The 14,701-nt window shown below is 51.6% G+C and carries 17 protein-coding genes; all 17 read right to left on the bottom strand.

Annotation, left to right across the window (positions count from 1 at the left end):
* Nucleotides 1-3: 3 nt before the first annotated feature.
* The 17 genes from IPH59_10180 to sucD all read right to left on the bottom strand — a co-directional run bounded on the left by IPH59_10180 (nt 4) and on the right by sucD (nt 14,692).
* Nucleotides 4-711, bottom strand: coding sequence for a hypothetical protein (locus tag IPH59_10180; GenBank protein MBK7092069.1), 708 nt, complete (start codon nt 709-711; stop codon nt 4-6).
* A 201-nt stretch (nt 712-912) separates the two neighbouring features.
* Complete coding sequence (locus tag IPH59_10175) at nt 913-1,728, bottom strand: hypothetical protein (GenBank protein ID MBK7092068.1); 816 nt, start codon at nt 1,726-1,728, stop codon at nt 913-915.
* Nucleotides 1,725-2,399 carry a hypothetical protein gene (locus tag IPH59_10170; protein ID MBK7092067.1) on the bottom strand — a complete coding sequence of 225 codons (675 nt, stop codon included), beginning with the start codon at nt 2,397-2,399 and terminating at the stop codon, nt 1,725-1,727. Before IPH59_10170 ends, IPH59_10175 begins: the two co-directional genes overlap by 4 nt.
* A 7-nt stretch (nt 2,400-2,406) precedes the next feature.
* Nucleotides 2,407-3,012, bottom strand: coding sequence for a hypothetical protein (locus IPH59_10165; GenBank protein MBK7092066.1), 606 nt, complete (start codon nt 3,010-3,012; stop codon nt 2,407-2,409).
* On the bottom strand, nt 2,982-3,668 hold the full coding sequence (locus tag IPH59_10160) for a hypothetical protein (GenBank protein ID MBK7092065.1): 687 nt from the start codon (nt 3,666-3,668) through the stop codon (nt 2,982-2,984). The genes IPH59_10165 and IPH59_10160 overlap by 31 nt, the downstream gene beginning before the upstream one ends.
* 5 nt (nt 3,669-3,673) lie before the next feature.
* Nucleotides 3,674-4,336: a hypothetical protein gene (locus tag IPH59_10155; GenBank protein ID MBK7092064.1), complete on the bottom strand. Its 663-nt coding sequence runs from the start codon at nt 4,334-4,336 to the stop codon at nt 3,674-3,676.
* 15 nt (nt 4,337-4,351) lie between these two features.
* Entirely contained in the window at nt 4,352-5,341 is a 990-nt protein-coding gene (locus tag IPH59_10150) for a hypothetical protein (protein ID MBK7092063.1), read from the bottom strand.
* A gap of 6 nt (nt 5,342-5,347) precedes the next feature.
* Nucleotides 5,348-6,019, bottom strand: a complete 672-nt coding sequence (locus IPH59_10145; protein MBK7092062.1) for a hypothetical protein — start codon at nt 6,017-6,019, stop codon at nt 5,348-5,350.
* Between the two features lie 17 nt (nt 6,020-6,036).
* On the bottom strand, nt 6,037-7,248 hold the full coding sequence (locus IPH59_10140) for a fibronectin type III domain-containing protein (protein ID MBK7092061.1): 1,212 nt from the start codon (nt 7,246-7,248) through the stop codon (nt 6,037-6,039).
* Nucleotides 7,249-8,103: 855 nt separating this feature from the next.
* Nucleotides 8,104-9,030: a malate dehydrogenase gene (mdh, locus tag IPH59_10135; GenBank protein MBK7092060.1), complete on the bottom strand. Its 927-nt coding sequence runs from the start codon at nt 9,028-9,030 to the stop codon at nt 8,104-8,106.
* Nucleotides 9,031-9,059: 29 nt separating this feature from the next.
* Nucleotides 9,060-10,292, bottom strand: a complete 1,233-nt coding sequence (locus tag IPH59_10130; GenBank protein ID MBK7092059.1) for a DUF2088 domain-containing protein — start codon at nt 10,290-10,292, stop codon at nt 9,060-9,062.
* 60 nt (nt 10,293-10,352) lie between these two features.
* Nucleotides 10,353-10,754: a nucleoside-diphosphate kinase gene (gene ndk / locus IPH59_10125; protein ID MBK7092058.1), complete on the bottom strand. Its 402-nt coding sequence runs from the start codon at nt 10,752-10,754 to the stop codon at nt 10,353-10,355.
* Nucleotides 10,754-11,362: a 2-oxoacid:acceptor oxidoreductase family protein gene (locus IPH59_10120; protein MBK7092057.1), complete on the bottom strand. Its 609-nt coding sequence runs from the start codon at nt 11,360-11,362 to the stop codon at nt 10,754-10,756. Before IPH59_10120 ends, ndk begins: the two co-directional genes overlap by 1 nt.
* Nucleotides 11,363-11,364: 2 nt before the next feature.
* A complete protein-coding gene (locus tag IPH59_10115; protein MBK7092056.1) occupies nt 11,365-12,192 on the bottom strand; it encodes a 2-oxoacid:ferredoxin oxidoreductase subunit beta in 828 nt (275 codons plus the stop codon).
* A gap of 1 nt (nt 12,193) precedes the next feature.
* The gene (locus IPH59_10110; GenBank protein MBK7092055.1) at nt 12,194-13,330 is read right to left on the bottom strand and encodes a 2-oxoacid:acceptor oxidoreductase subunit alpha; all 1,137 of its coding nucleotides are present in this window, start codon (nt 13,328-13,330) and stop codon (nt 12,194-12,196) included.
* An 8-nt stretch (nt 13,331-13,338) separates the two neighbouring features.
* On the bottom strand, nt 13,339-13,587 hold the full coding sequence (locus tag IPH59_10105) for a 4Fe-4S binding protein (protein MBK7092054.1): 249 nt from the start codon (nt 13,585-13,587) through the stop codon (nt 13,339-13,341).
* A 34-nt stretch (nt 13,588-13,621) separates the two neighbouring features.
* Nucleotides 13,622-14,692, bottom strand: a complete 1,071-nt coding sequence (sucD, locus tag IPH59_10100; protein ID MBK7092053.1) for a succinate--CoA ligase subunit alpha — start codon at nt 14,690-14,692, stop codon at nt 13,622-13,624.
* Between the last annotated feature and the right edge of the window lie 9 nt (nt 14,693-14,701).

The following is a 14,701-nucleotide window of genomic DNA, read 5'->3' as shown; positions in this document are numbered from 1 at the left end:
GTGTTACAATATATTCAACCAGTCGTGAAACAAAAAGCTAATTCTTCCAACTAACAAAGAAATTCTTCCCATAACGGTATAACCAAACGATGCACCGAACGTGACCATTAATATCCAGATTCCAAGACGCGAGGCTACCCCGAAAGCGCCTTTGTGCTCTTTGGAGAAGAAGAAATAGATCAGTCCGGATAGAACGCCAACGAATATGACGACATTAGTTAGTATCTGAACAAACTGCCCTTCCATCGAGAAAGAGAACGAGCTGAAGAAATGCCCTATTCCCTGCCAATCGGGTAAAAGCGGAATAAAGGTGTTGTTCATCTGCTGGATGAAGTCTGACTGGAGGTATCGCGGCAAATTCAAGCCGGCAGTTGTACCAATGATAAAAGCCAGAGGCCAGCGGGAGATCCAGCTAAGTTTCGGGACAAGTCTCATCAATAGTATAATTCCCAATATGACCGGCACAATGTACTGCCACGAATACTCTTTGAATGGGACTTGGAAATATGCCGCCAAGGTCTCACTGGTACGCGGAATAACGTTGCCTACGATTGTGCTCCAGAAGCCTTGGCACATCCAATACGCGGCTGAGACACCAACAAACAAGTGCTCGGCGAAACGGTAGAGCGGGTTATCACCGTATAAGAACGAATAGATCGAAAGCGTAAGGAATGCCGCCAAGGTTACAAGGAAGCCCTGCCGAATGTCCATCCAGCTGCTGCCTGAGTCACCATACTGGGTTTTCAGAATCCAACTTACGATGAACAGCAGGCCGACGACGGCCATAATCAGTCGCATTGCTTTGGTTGAATTAGCCATTCTCGGCCTTCTTCCTACGCGACCGGAAGTAGGACACGTTGCCAATAATAATGAACGAGATTATGACTACGTGCGCCATGGTCTGCGGACCCATCATGTCAAGGGCCGGTGTCTTGATATTGGCAAAACGCGGATGGCGTTTGATAAGCTCAGCCTCATACTCGGCGGCACCTTTGGTTCCACCCAGCAGACCGACCAGTTGCTTTGGGTAGTAAGGATAAAGCAACGGTGTCGAAACTGCCGCTGCACCGCCACCGGTGGGGATGTTGCCGCGATCTCCAGCGAACAACACCCATTCTTTGACACCGGGTTTGCCGCCACCGATTGACAAAGCAGGTCCATGTCTTTCAAGGGGTGGACGTCTTTCATCATAGGTATTGAATCAAGTGAAGTACCGTTGACATCACCGGGATACATTTTGCGGATATCGGTTATGATGACGTTGAGTACGCCTTCGTTACCGGCCTTGTAGCCCATATTGACGTAGTCGATGCCATAGACAGCATCAGGAAACTCCTTCTCGACAATATCGTGAAGTGTGACTTGCAAGAGCGATTGGCCGGTTGCCCAGATTGAGAAGAAGTAGATTCGATGACCTTTGGCCAGAGCGTGGCGAGTAAACGAGTTTGCCATCGGGAGAACTTCGGGGGCCATTGCCGGATCGAAGTCAAAGGAAATGACGATCTTGGAGCCGGGCGGTAAAGTCTCAATCTTCTCGAATAGCGTCTTGACAATTGGAGTAGCGACTTCGCCGAATTTCAATTGAAAAAGCACCGCCAAGGCAACGGTAATTCCGACGAATCCAAACACGATGCGTCGATCAACATCTTTGCCGCGCAACGATCTGATAAATATCCAAAGCAGGCCGCCGCCGACAACTATGGCAGATACAACAAATCCCACGTTCATTTCTCCTGCCCAAGGTATCCGCGCTCGATACCAAGCAGCAACCGGAGTGACATCGAAATAACACCAAGTGCAATGCCAATCATGATGGCACGTTGTCCGGCGAGGTTCGGCGAGTTCATAATCCAGATCGCCATATTGGGAATCTGGAATACCGAGAATGATTCAGGAATCCAGGCAGTCATCACCATTCCGAGCGGAGTACGCCCAAGCAGAATTACGAATGCTGCCAAAAGCAAGATTGTAGCTTCGGTGTTCTTGGCGCGAAACGCGCGATATGATGCCGACGCTACGAAAAACGCCAACAGCGAATACATCGTCGACTGCAACGGTGACATGACAAAAGTGAACATCAACTCAAACCAGGAACCCTTGGCATCAATGGACCCGCCGATACCAATTGGATTGCCGATCTTGAACAAGCCGACATAGAGCATCATTAAGAATCCAACCAAGGTAACTACGGAATAGCCCCAACTTGCTGATTTGCGGGATACCTTCATCATGTGGACGCGGATAAGATTGCCGCCGCCCAAGAAGAATGCGAATACGGCGATGATGTCGAAGAAGAGGGATGCTTCTTCTCCCCAGCTTTCCATCGGCGGAATGAAGACTGAGAACAACAGCACCCAGCCGACACAGATGATTATGAAAAGTGGTACTTGTCTTCGCATCAATTCCCTAACTAATCGCGAACATACGGTGCAAAAGGTCTGCAAGCCACGTCATAGAGTCTATCTGCCACGCTTCACTCGCCGTGACAGCGACTACGCCAATCACAATGGCGGCCATGGCGACGACTTTGCCAAGGTCCTGACCCTTGAGCGAGCCTAACTGCTTCGGTTCATTCGACAAATATGCCGACGCCGCGAAAAGCTCTTCGCCAATAAGTGTATAGTCGCACGCCGCGACAAAGAACGGCAATTGCGCCGGCATCGCGGTACCGGCGATTTGAATTGCATCAATTGAATTTCCGGTTTCGGCAAGAATCAGCGATTCGGCGAAGAATGCGCCGAGATAGAAGCAGGTCGCCGGTTTCTCGCGTACCATGATGCCATTGACTGCGGCGACGAAACCGAACTGCTCGTCGGTAGTGTAGTGCACCATGTCATCGGAGTAGGCGTCAGGTCGTCCGGCCATGGCATAGGCTTCTTTGATCATCTCGCGACCGGCTGTCATAACGAGCGACGAGCGGCACGGCATATTGATCTGGGAATCATACTGGGCAATCGTCCGCGACACGCGGCCAAGAATTGTCAAACCAGCCAACGTTTGGACATCATCCATATCTTGTGTACCGGCAACGAACAAAACGGGCGCCCCATTTCGGTGGCGCGACCAACGGCTTCGTCGATTGCTTCAAGGCCGGCGATCCGGCGCAGGAACAGCTTCTTCCCGCGTTTGGCTGTTTCGATAAAGTAGATAACGGCGCTGCAGACGAGCAAGCCGATGATGACGACGGATATCTTCCCCCAATTGAACCACTGGACAACAGAGAAAGCCGGAGCTGACGCTGTTGATTCTTTGCGCTCAGCACCAATCACGGCTGAAACCTTGTAGTAATACTGGTTACCAGTCGCAGCCTTTTCATCCATGAACGAGGAATCTCCAAAGGCGGCGTTTCCTATGACTGCAAAACTGTCAGAACCAAAGAAACTTCTTGAGATTTCGAATGAAGTGAACTCCTCAGTGTTCTGATAACCAGGATCTGCCCATTGCACGATTATTCTGTCGCCATTGTCGTCAGGTGCGTCGTGTGCGGTGACTGTGATGTCACCAAGATCGGGAATTGGAGTCTCGATTGGCGTCTGTAACACAGTAGAATCGGCTGGCTGTAATTCCTGGGCAACTGAAATGGCTGGAATGCAAATGAGATAGAATGCTATTAACAGTGTGAGGAAATTTTTGCGGGACAGGCTTGAGAAAGTCTGTTTAAAAAACATGATTGCTACTTTATCAACTTCAACCAGTCAGCCAACAAGAAATCGACGCGGCCGATCAGCAGCGACATACGGCTCATGACCGTGTATCCAAACGACGCGCCGAAGGTGATCATCAAGAACCAGGTGCCCACCTTCGCAGCGCCGCCAAACCAACCGCGATGCTCTTTGGAGAAGTAGAAATATATGAGTCCGGTGACTGTGCCGGTAGTAAGTACGATTGCGCCCCAGATTGCCCAAATGTCGTTGCCGTAGAGTGCGCCGGTAAATTCGATCACACTCGAGTAAATCTGTGCCATGGCATCCGTAGTGAAATACACCATGAGCTTTAGGCCAGCCGTGGCTCCAACAATGAACGCCAGAGGCCAGCGCGCTATCCAACTTGTCTTGTTACCAAGAAGTCGGGTCAGCATCATCATACCAAGAATGAATCCGCCCCAGAGCCAATAGTGCGGGTCCTGAGTCGGATCCGATGGATTTACACCCAGATAGAATTTGCGGTAGAGGTTGTCCCAGAAATATGTGATGAACCAATAGCCCGCGGAGATACCGACAAAGATCGACTCGCAGATCTTGTACAAGATATTGTCCTTGTACAGGAACGAAATGATTCCGAGCGTCAAAAACGCCGCAATCCAGATGCCTATGATTTCAGTGAATGTCTGTTCCATAGTCGATCCGAGTGGTTACTCTCTCCTCCGCTTGCTCAGGAAGAACGCGACATTACCAATGATGATGAATGCAATGACTACGGCATGCGAGAATACCTGCGCCAACAACGCGGAGGCTGCCTTGCCGATTTCATTGGATGCCAGCTCAAACTCTGCAGCTCCAACCATTCCCCCGGCTAATCCGGTCAACTGTTTGGCAGCGAGGTACGGATACATCTCCGGTGCTTGAACGGCTGTATTGCCGGCGCCAACCTGGACACCAAAGCGATCGACCGCGATCTGCACCCATTCTTTCGTACCGGGATAACCAGCAGAGAAATTCATCACAAAATCAATATTGGAGAAATTCTCCACACCCTTTAGCAACGGAACGTCGCTGTACGGCGTGTTGTAAATGTCGCGCGGGAACATGGTACGGAACGCGCCGCCCATACTCTGAATTACGAACTCATTGCCTGATTGGAATCCCAAATTGACGTAGTCAGTACCATAAACTGGATTCTTAGCGATAACTTCCGGCTCTTCAAGTGCTCTACGCACTGCCATATTGGCTTGCTGTGGACCTTGCGGCCAAAGCCCCATGATGATAACCTTGAGATCGTGCTTGAATGCATACGCCATGAAGGCATCTGCCATCGGCTGAAGTTCCGGTGCTGACGGTGGATCATAGTCAAAGGCAGCGAGTACTTTTGAACCCGGCGGGAGTTTTTCTAAGGCATCGTAGATTTTCTGCACTTCAGGCGAGACCTTAATCTCGAGTGCCAGTGTCATGAAAAAGGGGAGCATCAACGCGACGCCAATGAACACAAAAACGGTGCGGCGTTCGATCATATGACCGCGAACGGTCAGAACAAGGACTCCAACAAGCGCTAAAAGAAGTATAACTGCGACGATAATCGAAACCGTGCTCGAAAACGCGAGCTTGAACGGCTCATCCACAATCGTCTGGATCAACGCGATCAGAACGACTAATCCGAATATGCCCGGTAAGATCATCTTCTTCATAGTGAACTATCCTTCAAGGTGCGACCTCTCGATGCCCAAAATGATGCGAAGCGATGTCGACACAATACCAAGCGCCACTCCGATCTTGATTGCTCTTTGACCGGCATTATGCGGGTAATTCATCAACCAACTTGCAAGGTCAGAAGCCTGGAATCCATCAGGCATGAATCCTGACAGGATATCGCCCAGCGGCACACGCCCAAGCATCACGAAGAATCCGGCAAGCAGCAACAGCGTTGCCTGTGTATTGCGGGCGCGAAACGCGCGGTACGATGCCGAGGCTACAAAGAACGCCAAAATCGCGAACATTGTCGAAGACAAAGGCGTGTAAATATACATGTAGAGCCAATCAAAATTGGTTCCCGGATCGCGGAATGAAGTCGGCGGCGAATTGTTGAGGCCGGTATAACCATCGATAAACCCGACTACAACCATCATTAAGAAGCAAACGATGATCACCAACGACAACGGCCAGTCATGCTGCTTCCGAGCGACTCGTAGCATAGCCATCTTGAATAAGCTCAATGCGCCAAGCCAGATCGCGAATGATCCGACAATTGCAAACCAATTATTGAAAGTGTCTTCGAAACTATCAAACGGAGGGTGCGGGACAAAATACTGGACAATGAAAGCGATACCGACGACGAGCGTAATAATGAATGGGACTTCGCGTTTCATTGTGCCGATGCTTTCCCTTAGCTAACCTGTAGAATCTTGATGAAAGGAACTGTAAGCAATTCGAATATGATGCCAAGAATGATTGCCACCAAGAAAAGCCCCTTGGCAAAGTCCTGACCTTTGAGCGAACCAAGTAACTTTGGTTCACGAGCAAGATAGGCGCTGGCAGCAAAAAGCTCTTCGCCGATGAGCGTGTAGTCGCACGAGGCGACAAAGAACGGCAACTGCGACGGCTGTCCGGTACCGGCGATCTGAATCGCTCCGGCGGCATTGCCCGTTTCTGCCAGAATCAGCGATTCGGCAAAGAACGCGCCCATGTAGAACATAGTCGCGGGTTTGTCGCGGACAACCATGCCGTCGATTGCAGCCGCATATCCAAACTGGTCGTCAGTAACATAGTGAACCTGATCTTCGCGGAAAGCATCAGGGCGTCCCACTTGACTGTAAGCCTCACGGACTGCTTCGCGTGCAGTCACCATCACCAGCGATTTGCAGACCGGCACCTCAAGCATCGTGTCGTTTTCAGCGGCAATGCGCGCTACACGGCCTAAGATAATTACTGCAGCGATGGTTTGGACATCGTCCATATCCTGAATGCCGGGTACGTAGAAGACCTTTCGGCCCATTTCCGTGGCACGTCCAATTGCTTCGTCGACGGCATCGATACCGGCGATTTTGCGGACATAGAGTGCTTTGCCGGCTTTGGCTTGCGAAATGTAGAATAGGATCGCTCCGCAAACTACTAAAGTCCAAATCAGAATCCAAATTCGACGCATGTTGAACCACTGTGCTATCGGCTCGACCGGTCCGACTATCGACGACTCGCTCGTCGACGGCACCTGTCCGCTCGTGAGCAACGGCTCATTCAGGCTAACGATTTTGTAGTAGTATTTAGTGCCGCGTTCTAACTCGTTGTTGGTGAATTCGTGCTGACCCTTCGTCGTCGAACCAATTATCTCAAATGGTCCCGACTGTGAAGTCGATCGCAAAATCTGATACTTGGTTACCAGAGCGGCATCATCAGGGGACAGATCCCAGCGGATTTCCAAACTTCTGCCGTTGTCATCCGGTGTATCGATGACAGCGATATTTGTCGCTGGCGCTGGAACCGGGACTGCTGCCGGGACTGATTGGGAATTGATTGCTGTGGGGGTTACATCTTCTTGAGCGAAAGCAGGGATACAAATAGCGAGAAGCACGAATGCGATAGCGCAAATGATCTTGTTCAAGACGTGCATTCTCCTCCCGAAAATCGCCGAAATTAGTGAGTTGGTCTTGTGATGACGCCTCAATATAATGACGCACACACGGTCTCTTTGTTCAACTCAACTGGCGCCTTTAGCAGGCTGATGAAATTTGTGCCAAGTTAGGGGAGTGTGGGGGTAGTGTCAAGGAATAAATTGTCGATGAGGGCGAGGGTTAGACGATTCGGGGAGATGCTTCCCATGCTTCCTTAGCCAAGAGTACGCCCAGTCTTCAAGTTCGGGATCCCAAAGCGAACGGTCTACGCGGAGCATGAGAAATTCGAGAGTAGTGGCGGCATCAGTGCTATGTTTGACACAAAAGGACACGCCGCGAAACCAACCGCAATTGCTGCCTATACTAAAACTGTACCCGGTATTATCGAAAAATGAACCAGAATCGCAGTGGGCGTATAATGAGCCTACGTCAGTGAAGCGGACCGCGCTAACTACAAAGACCTTATTCGAACCAAGCTGAATCCCCTTGATTATTCCATCGTCGAGTAGCCACACGAATTGTCTTCTAACCAGCCAAAGAAACAACGACAGAATAATCGAAGAAAAGAAAGCGGCAAGAAGCTGGTTTGGTATAGGATCTCGGGAGTGTATCGCCAATGCAATTATCGAACCAAGAGCCAAGAAACCGGTGATGGCGATTCCAGAAAGAACAATAAGAACGCTGGAGTGGGTCTTTACTTTGTGCAATGAGACAGGAAGTGTCGAGAATAAAGACATTGGATTTGGCGCCCTCACCCCCCGATAAATCGGGATCGTTGACCTACCCCTCTCCCGCCGCAGGCGGGAGAGGGGAAACTGTGGGGTTCTAATTATAGGAATAACGACTTAGTAGCCGAGAACCTTGAGGTGGTCCTTATAGGTAGCGGCAGATTTCTGCAACGCCGCCAGTTCGGCTGCTTCGAGCTTAAGTTCGTAAATCTTCTCGACACCGCCGGCGCCAAGGACGACCGGAACGCCGATATAGATGTCCTTGATACCGTACTGGCCGGTAAGGAGCGCCGAGCACGGGAAGACCTTCTTGGAATCGAACAGCACAGCCTTAACCATTTCGACCGAGGCCGCCGCCGGAGCGTAGTATGCTGAACCGGTCTTGAGGAGAGCGACGATTTCAGCGCCGCCGTCGATGGTGCGCTTGGCAAGAGCATCGATACGCTCTTTCGGCATCAATTCGGTAATCGGAACGCCCGCAACCGTAGTGTAGCGCGGAAGCGGAACCATCGTGTCGCCGTGACCGCCGAGAACCATGGCTTCGGTCTCGGTCTGGGCAATGCCGAGTTCCAAACCGACGAAAGTACGGAAGCGGATTGAATCGAGAATTCCGGCCTGACCGAAAACACGATTCGACGGGAAACCGGTGATCTTGTAGGCGTGGAAGGTCATCAGGTCAAGCGGATTGGCGACCATGATGATCATCGCATGTTCGGCATGTTCTTTGACGCTCTTGGCAACGGTGCCGATGATTTCGGCATTTTTCGTCAAGAGATCTTCGCGGGACATTCCGGGCTTGCGCGCCAAACCGGCTGTATGAACGACAATGTCCGAGCCTTTGAGTTCAGAGAAGTCATTGGTGCCGCGAATGCTGACATCGTAGCCGCGCACCGGACCGGCCTGAAGCAGATCCAGAGCTTTTCCCTGCGGCAGACCTTCAACGACGTCGAAGATGGTGATGTCGCAAACGTTGTCTTCGGCAAGGTACTGCGCGACTGCCGCGCCGACGTTACCCGCTCCGATGACCGATACTTTTTTTCTCATAACATCCTCCTAAGGATTCTATGTGCCCGTTATGCCGCGTGATGATAGAGCACCTGCGAACCGGCATCGAGCACGACTGCAATTCTGCAATTATCTCCATATTTTGCAACCGCTTCATCAATTGCCGCCTGCACATTTGTGCGGGCTGTGATCGGCAAGTGATCAAGCAGTAAACTATCCAGCTTAGAGCATAGCACAAGATCGACCCGCTTGGCAAGCGCGATTGTGCGTCTGACTTTGTGGATTCCCATTATCAAAGATTCGTTTCCGTCTCCTGTTATCTCGCCGCTGTGGGACAACGACTTGGCGATCTTCAAGAATCGATCATCGCCGATTCCATCCAGACATGCGGAAAGCAGCAATATCGTTCCGCCATCGCGAACGACCGCTGCGACATTTTCGTAAGATTTCTGCAACTGGTAGAGGTTGCGATCAAGCGGCGGATAAACCACGCTAATGACAACATCATACTTCTCAGAAACGTCGTAGGCGTAATTTGCGATGACAAACTCGCATGCCTGCTGATAAGACAAATCCCAATCGCCGTGACTTGCGTAGAACATATTCCCTTCGTGATCGCATACAACCTGGATGGCATAACGGCTCTTGCTATCAAGAGCCCGCGTTCTGGTCTGACTATCTTCCCAAACGGGATTGCCGTTTCGCGCCAGCGGTTGGCTGCCGGCTTGTACGGCGAGAGCGTGATTGCGTTCGACATCCGCAAATGAAGCGCAACCGGGAAGAACAATCTTGCGGCCACCGGTGAAACCGGCGAAGTAGTGCGGTTCGACCGAACCAACGATGAGGATTGCATCGCACCAGTCAAAGACGCGATTGAGTTTGATCGAACTGCTGCCGAGGCCGAATGTGCACAACGAGTCTTCGTCGTAAGCATCGTGTACCACGAGATTCCCGGCAATCGGTAAGTCGCCGAATAGACGCTCTTGCGGCGCCGAAGTCTTTGGTGAGTGCAGTCCGGTCGCAACCAGGAATCTGGTAGACTCGAATCTGATGTGCTCTTTGATGGCGCCAAGTATTCTGGCTGTCGGCGTTGGACGATGGGCATCATTGACGACAGTCACCAGACGCTGTGCCCTTGCAAGAAACTCTCTCAATTCCAGGGGCGTATCGCCAGTAGACAACCAATGCGAAGTCGAAAGTGGTTGCAACCGTTTGGACGGCAAATCAAACACCTTTACATTCCCCCTATCGGGGAGCGTAATATCGACATTGTTGTCGGAGTACCAAACTGGGACTTTCAATCGACCCTCTTATGGCAGTTCAGGGACACAATTTCCTGCATCCCTGAATTGCAGTGGTTCCTACGAGCCGAAGTGGAATTTGATTTCGATGGCGGCGTTTTCGACGCTATCGGAAGCGTGAACGGAGTTCTTGCCGACATCGATGGCGAAGTTCTGCCGAATGGTGCCGACAGCGGCTTTCTTCGGGTCGGTGGCACCGATTAATTCGCGCAGAGCCGCAACGGCATTTTCGCGCTCGAGCGCCATCGCCACTATCGGCGAAGACGACATGAACTCGACAAGTTCATCGAGAAACGGACGGCCCTCGTGAACTTTATAGAATTCACGTGCGGTGGCAGGCTTAAGGTGAACCATCTTGAGTTCAACAACCTTGAATCCTGCGGTTTCGAGTCGATCGGTGATTTTTCCGATCAGGTTACGCTGAACGGCGTCGGGTTTTATCATTAATAGAGTGCGTTCAATCACAGTTTAGATCCTTCCAATGCTTCTTTGCCGACTTTGAGCCCGAGCTGCAAAGCCTGCATGTTCTTCTCTTCTGTTCCACGCGGGGAGCGTTTGGTGACGATTTTCGTCAATGCATCCTCCGATACGATTTTAGTAATTGCACAGATAGCACCGAGCGAAATGACGTTGGCAACCATTGGCAATCCGATTTCGTGGCGTGCTAATTGGCTAAACGGAATTCCGATCGAGCGGGCAAACGGTACTTGTGTGACCAGGTGACTGTCGTAAATCAATACGCCATTGTCCTTGAGTCCGCCGTGGTATAGATCACACGACTCTTGCGTCATGGCAAGCAACAGATCAATCGCCATCGGCTTAGGATAGTAAATCTCGCCGTCGGAAATGACCAGGTCGGTGCGAGAGGCGCCGCCTCGCGCTTCGGGTCCATAGGACTGTGTCTGCACAACGTTTTTGCCGTCGAGCGTCGATACTGCTTCGGCAATAATTACGCCGGCAAGCACCAATCCCTGTCCACCCGATCCGGAGAGACGGATTTCAAAACGATCAAAGACCTGCGCGGGTTCAGCCGATTCATGTGCCTGTTTGGCTTTGGTTTTTGGAGTCATGGCTATTTCCCTTTCAGACTTTCGATAAGTTGGTCATAGCGGTCACAATATTCTTCCTTCTCGAGATCGGCAAAGACACCGGTAAGCATCTTGCCCTCAAGTTTCTCCGGCGGCATCTTGGCAGCAGCCTTGAGCGGGATGACGTTCTTCTTCATGTCATCAATCATCTTCACTGCATCACCGGCGCGATTGAGGCGGCCGAAATAGGTATGGCAGTTGGAGAATGCTTCGACGACGGAGAAGCCTTTCTTGGTGATTGCCTCGGTAATCAACTCATCAAGTTGATTGACATGATAGACCGTTCCGCGAGCGACATAGCTCGCTCCGGCAGCCATGGCAAGTTTCGGAATATCGAATTGATTTTCCTTGTTGCCGTAGGGAGAAGTCGTGGCAAATGCCTCCGACGGCGTGGTCGGCGAGAACTGTCCGCCGGTCATGCCATAGATCATGTTATTGATCAGGATGGTGGTGATATCAATGTTGCGCCGAGCGGCATGGATGAAGTGATTGCCGCCAATGGCAAGACAATCGCCGTCACCGGTTATGACGATGACTTTCATTTTCGGTTTGGCAAGCTTGACGCCGGTAGCAAAAGCCAAGGCGCGGCCGTGCGTTGTGTGCAACGTGTTGAAGTCGAGGTAAACCGGCAGTCGCGATGAGCAGCCGATACCTGACACGAGCGTGATATCGTCGCGGGCAATCTGGAGCTTGTCGATTGCGCGAACGAGTGATCCCATAACGATGCCGATCCCGCAACCGGGACACCAGACGTTCGGGAATGCCTTTTTGGGGCGCAAGTATTGATGAATAACATCAGATTTCTGCAACATCTTACCTCACCTCCTTAATCTTGTTGAGAATTTGGTCGGGCGTAATCAGTTCGGAATCGAAGCGTGCCATGCTGACAACCTTTACGTGTTTCGGGGCTACACGCTCGATTTCGGTGACATACTGACCTTGGTTTAATTCGGCCACGATAATGACTTCGAGACTCTTCGAGCTGAAGATTTCATGGTACTTCTTATCGTGCGTTGGCCAAATCGTAATCGGGCGAACTTGCCCAACCTTCATGCGGCGATGACGCGCCATCTGAATCGCTTGCTTGGCTGCGCGAGCGACGTTTCCATAGGCGACGACTGCGACGTGGGCATCTTCCATGCCATCCGTCTCGATCTCGCAAATATCATCGACATAGCGCATAATCTTATTCTGCAGCTTAAACAGCTTGTCGTAAATCTTCTTCGGCTCGCTGGTAGGGAAACCCTCTTCATTGTGAGTCAGACCAGTGATGTGGAAACGATATCCGTCGCCGAAGGAAGCCATTGGCGATTTGAAGCTTGGTGTGATTTCGAAGTGCTTATACCAGTTTGCCGGCACAGTCGGCTTGGTGCGATTAACGACTTTGAACGTTCCCGGCTCCGGCATTACGACTTTCTCGCGCATGTGGCCAAGGACTTCGTCCAGAAGCAGAATCACCGGCGTGCGATATTCTTCGGAGAGATTCATCGCCCGAATCGTGAGCATAATCGTTTCTTCCACAGACTGCGGGGCGAGTGCGATAGCTACATAATCGCCGTGCGTACCCCAGCGGGCCTGCATGGTATCGGCCTGCGCCACCTTGGTGGGCAATCCCGTTGACGGGCCGCCGCGCTGTACGTTGACAATAACGCAGGGCACTTCTGCGATATAGGCGTAGCCGAGATTCTCCTGCATCAGCGAAAATCCCGGACCCGAGGTCGCGGTCATAGTCTTAGCGCCTGTACAAGCAGCACCGATGATGGCTGCCATTGAGGCGATTTCATCTTCCATTTGGATAAACTTGCCGCCAACCTTGGGCAGCTTGCGCGCCAAACCTTCGGCGACTTCGGTAGAAGGAGTAATCGGATAACCGGCAAAGAATGTCAGTCCTCCGAGCATGGCGCCCTCAACCACAGCCTCATTTCCCTGTAGTAATCTTACATCAGCCATACTTCCTCCTACTTCTCGTTCGACACGATGGCTAGATCGGGACAATGCAGCCAGCAGATCGCGCATTGGGTGCATTTGTCGGGATGCGTGATGATTGGTTTGCCGTCGCGATCGGACGTAAAGACTTTGTGCGGACAGAAACTGATGCAAATGCCGCAGGCTTTGCACCAGTGCATGTAAATGGTCAGCGGTTCACGACCGCTGGAACTTACTTTCTCCGTCGTCCCTTGCTCTGCTCCGCCGGGTGTCTCTGTCATTGACTTAATCTCCTACTCTTGCTTCAGGAGCAAATTATTTCTTTCTTGCTTTGGCTTTTGGCGACGACTTGCTTTTTGCCGCCTTAAGCACTTTGACTTTCTTGATGACTGCCTTGACTTTCTTGGCGGCAGTCTTCTTTGCCGGCTTCTTGACAGCCTTCTTGGGAGCTGCTTTCTTCGCCGGTTTCTTCGCTGCGGCCTTCTTGGCAGGCTTAGCAGCGGATTTCGATGTACTTGCTTTCATCTTCTGCTCAACCAGTGCAGCAACTTCCCCCGGTGTCTTGGCAACCGGCACGCCGACAGCCTGGAAGGCTTTGATCTTCTCGGCAGCCGTTCCGGTTCCACCGGAGATAATCGCACCGGCATGACCCATGCGCTTGTCAGCCGGAGCCGTTAGTCCGGCGATGAATGCAACCACCGGTTTGGTGACGTACTTCTTGATGAATTTCGCGGCTTCTTCTTCGTCAGAGCCCCCGATTTCGCCAACAAGCACGATAGCGGTTGTCTGCGGATCGGCCTGGAATGCTGCGAGGCAGTCAATGAAGTTTGTGCCGATGATCGGATCGCCACCGATGCCGATGCACGACGACTGGCCGAGCTTGCGCAGTGTGAGATTGTAAACGATTTCATAGGTCAGCGTGCCGGAGCGCGAGACAAGTCCCACCGAGCCCTTCTTGTGGATATGACCCGGCATAATTCCAACCTTGGTCACACCCGGAGTAATAATTCCGGGGCAATTGGGACCAATCAAGCGCACACCTTTGGATTTCAAATAATTGTATACCTTGAGCATGTCGTTGGCGGGAACGCCTTCGCTGATGCACACCACAAGTTCGACTCCAGCATCGGCGGCTTCGAGAATGGCATCAGCCGCAAACGAAGCCGGAACATAGATCACTGAAGTATTGGCACCGGTCTTCTTGACGGCTTCCGCAACGGTATTAAAAATCGGAATACCTTCAAAACCAGTACCTCCCTTGCCCGGTGTCACGCCGGCAACGACGTTGGTACCATATTCTTTCATTTGACGCGTATGGAACGAGCCATCGCGTCCGGTGATGCCCTGCACCACGACTTTCGATTTTTTATCTACAAATATACCCATTGTATCATC

It is taken from the genome of bacterium (assembly GCA_016708315.1).
Taxonomy (GTDB): Bacteria; Zixibacteria; MSB-5A5; order CAIYYT01; family CAIYYT01; genus JADJGC01.
This window is presented reverse-complemented; position numbering and strand designations above follow the sequence as displayed.

What these genes read in the sequence shown, in the direction of transcription:
- IPH59_10180 (MBK7092069.1), bottom strand. Translation starts at nt 711, where the DNA reads ATGGACATTCGGCAGGGCTTCCTTGTAACCTTGGCGGCATTCCTTACG.
- IPH59_10175 (MBK7092068.1), bottom strand. Translation starts at nt 1,728, where the DNA reads ATGAACGTGGGATTTGTTGTATCTGCCATAGTTGTCGGCGGCGGCCTG.
- IPH59_10170 (MBK7092067.1), bottom strand. Translation starts at nt 2,399, where the DNA reads ATGCGAAGACAAGTACCACTTTTCATAATCATCTGTGTCGGCTGGGTG.
- IPH59_10165 (MBK7092066.1), bottom strand. Translation starts at nt 3,012, where the DNA reads ATGGATGATGTCCAAACGTTGGCTGGTTTGACAATTCTTGGCCGCGTG.
- IPH59_10160 (MBK7092065.1), bottom strand. Translation starts at nt 3,668, where the DNA reads ATGTTTTTTAAACAGACTTTCTCAAGCCTGTCCCGCAAAAATTTCCTC.
- IPH59_10155 (MBK7092064.1), bottom strand. Translation starts at nt 4,336, where the DNA reads ATGGAACAGACATTCACTGAAATCATAGGCATCTGGATTGCGGCGTTT.
- IPH59_10150 (MBK7092063.1), bottom strand. Translation starts at nt 5,341, where the DNA reads ATGAAGAAGATGATCTTACCGGGCATATTCGGATTAGTCGTTCTGATC.
- IPH59_10145 (MBK7092062.1), bottom strand. Translation starts at nt 6,019, where the DNA reads ATGAAACGCGAAGTCCCATTCATTATTACGCTCGTCGTCGGTATCGCT.
- mdh (MBK7092060.1), bottom strand. Translation starts at nt 9,030, where the DNA reads ATGAGAAAAAAAGTATCGGTCATCGGAGCGGGTAACGTCGGCGCGGCA.
- IPH59_10120 (MBK7092057.1), bottom strand. Translation starts at nt 11,362, where the DNA reads ATGACTCCAAAAACCAAAGCCAAACAGGCACATGAATCGGCTGAACCC.
- IPH59_10115 (MBK7092056.1), bottom strand. Translation starts at nt 12,192, where the DNA reads ATGTTGCAGAAATCTGATGTTATTCATCAATACTTGCGCCCCAAAAAG.
- IPH59_10110 (MBK7092055.1), bottom strand. Translation starts at nt 13,330, where the DNA reads ATGGCTGATGTAAGATTACTACAGGGAAATGAGGCTGTGGTTGAGGGC.
- IPH59_10105 (MBK7092054.1), bottom strand. Translation starts at nt 13,587, where the DNA reads ATGACAGAGACACCCGGCGGAGCAGAGCAAGGGACGACGGAGAAAGTA.
- sucD (MBK7092053.1), bottom strand. Translation starts at nt 14,692, where the DNA reads ATGGGTATATTTGTAGATAAAAAATCGAAAGTCGTGGTGCAGGGCATC.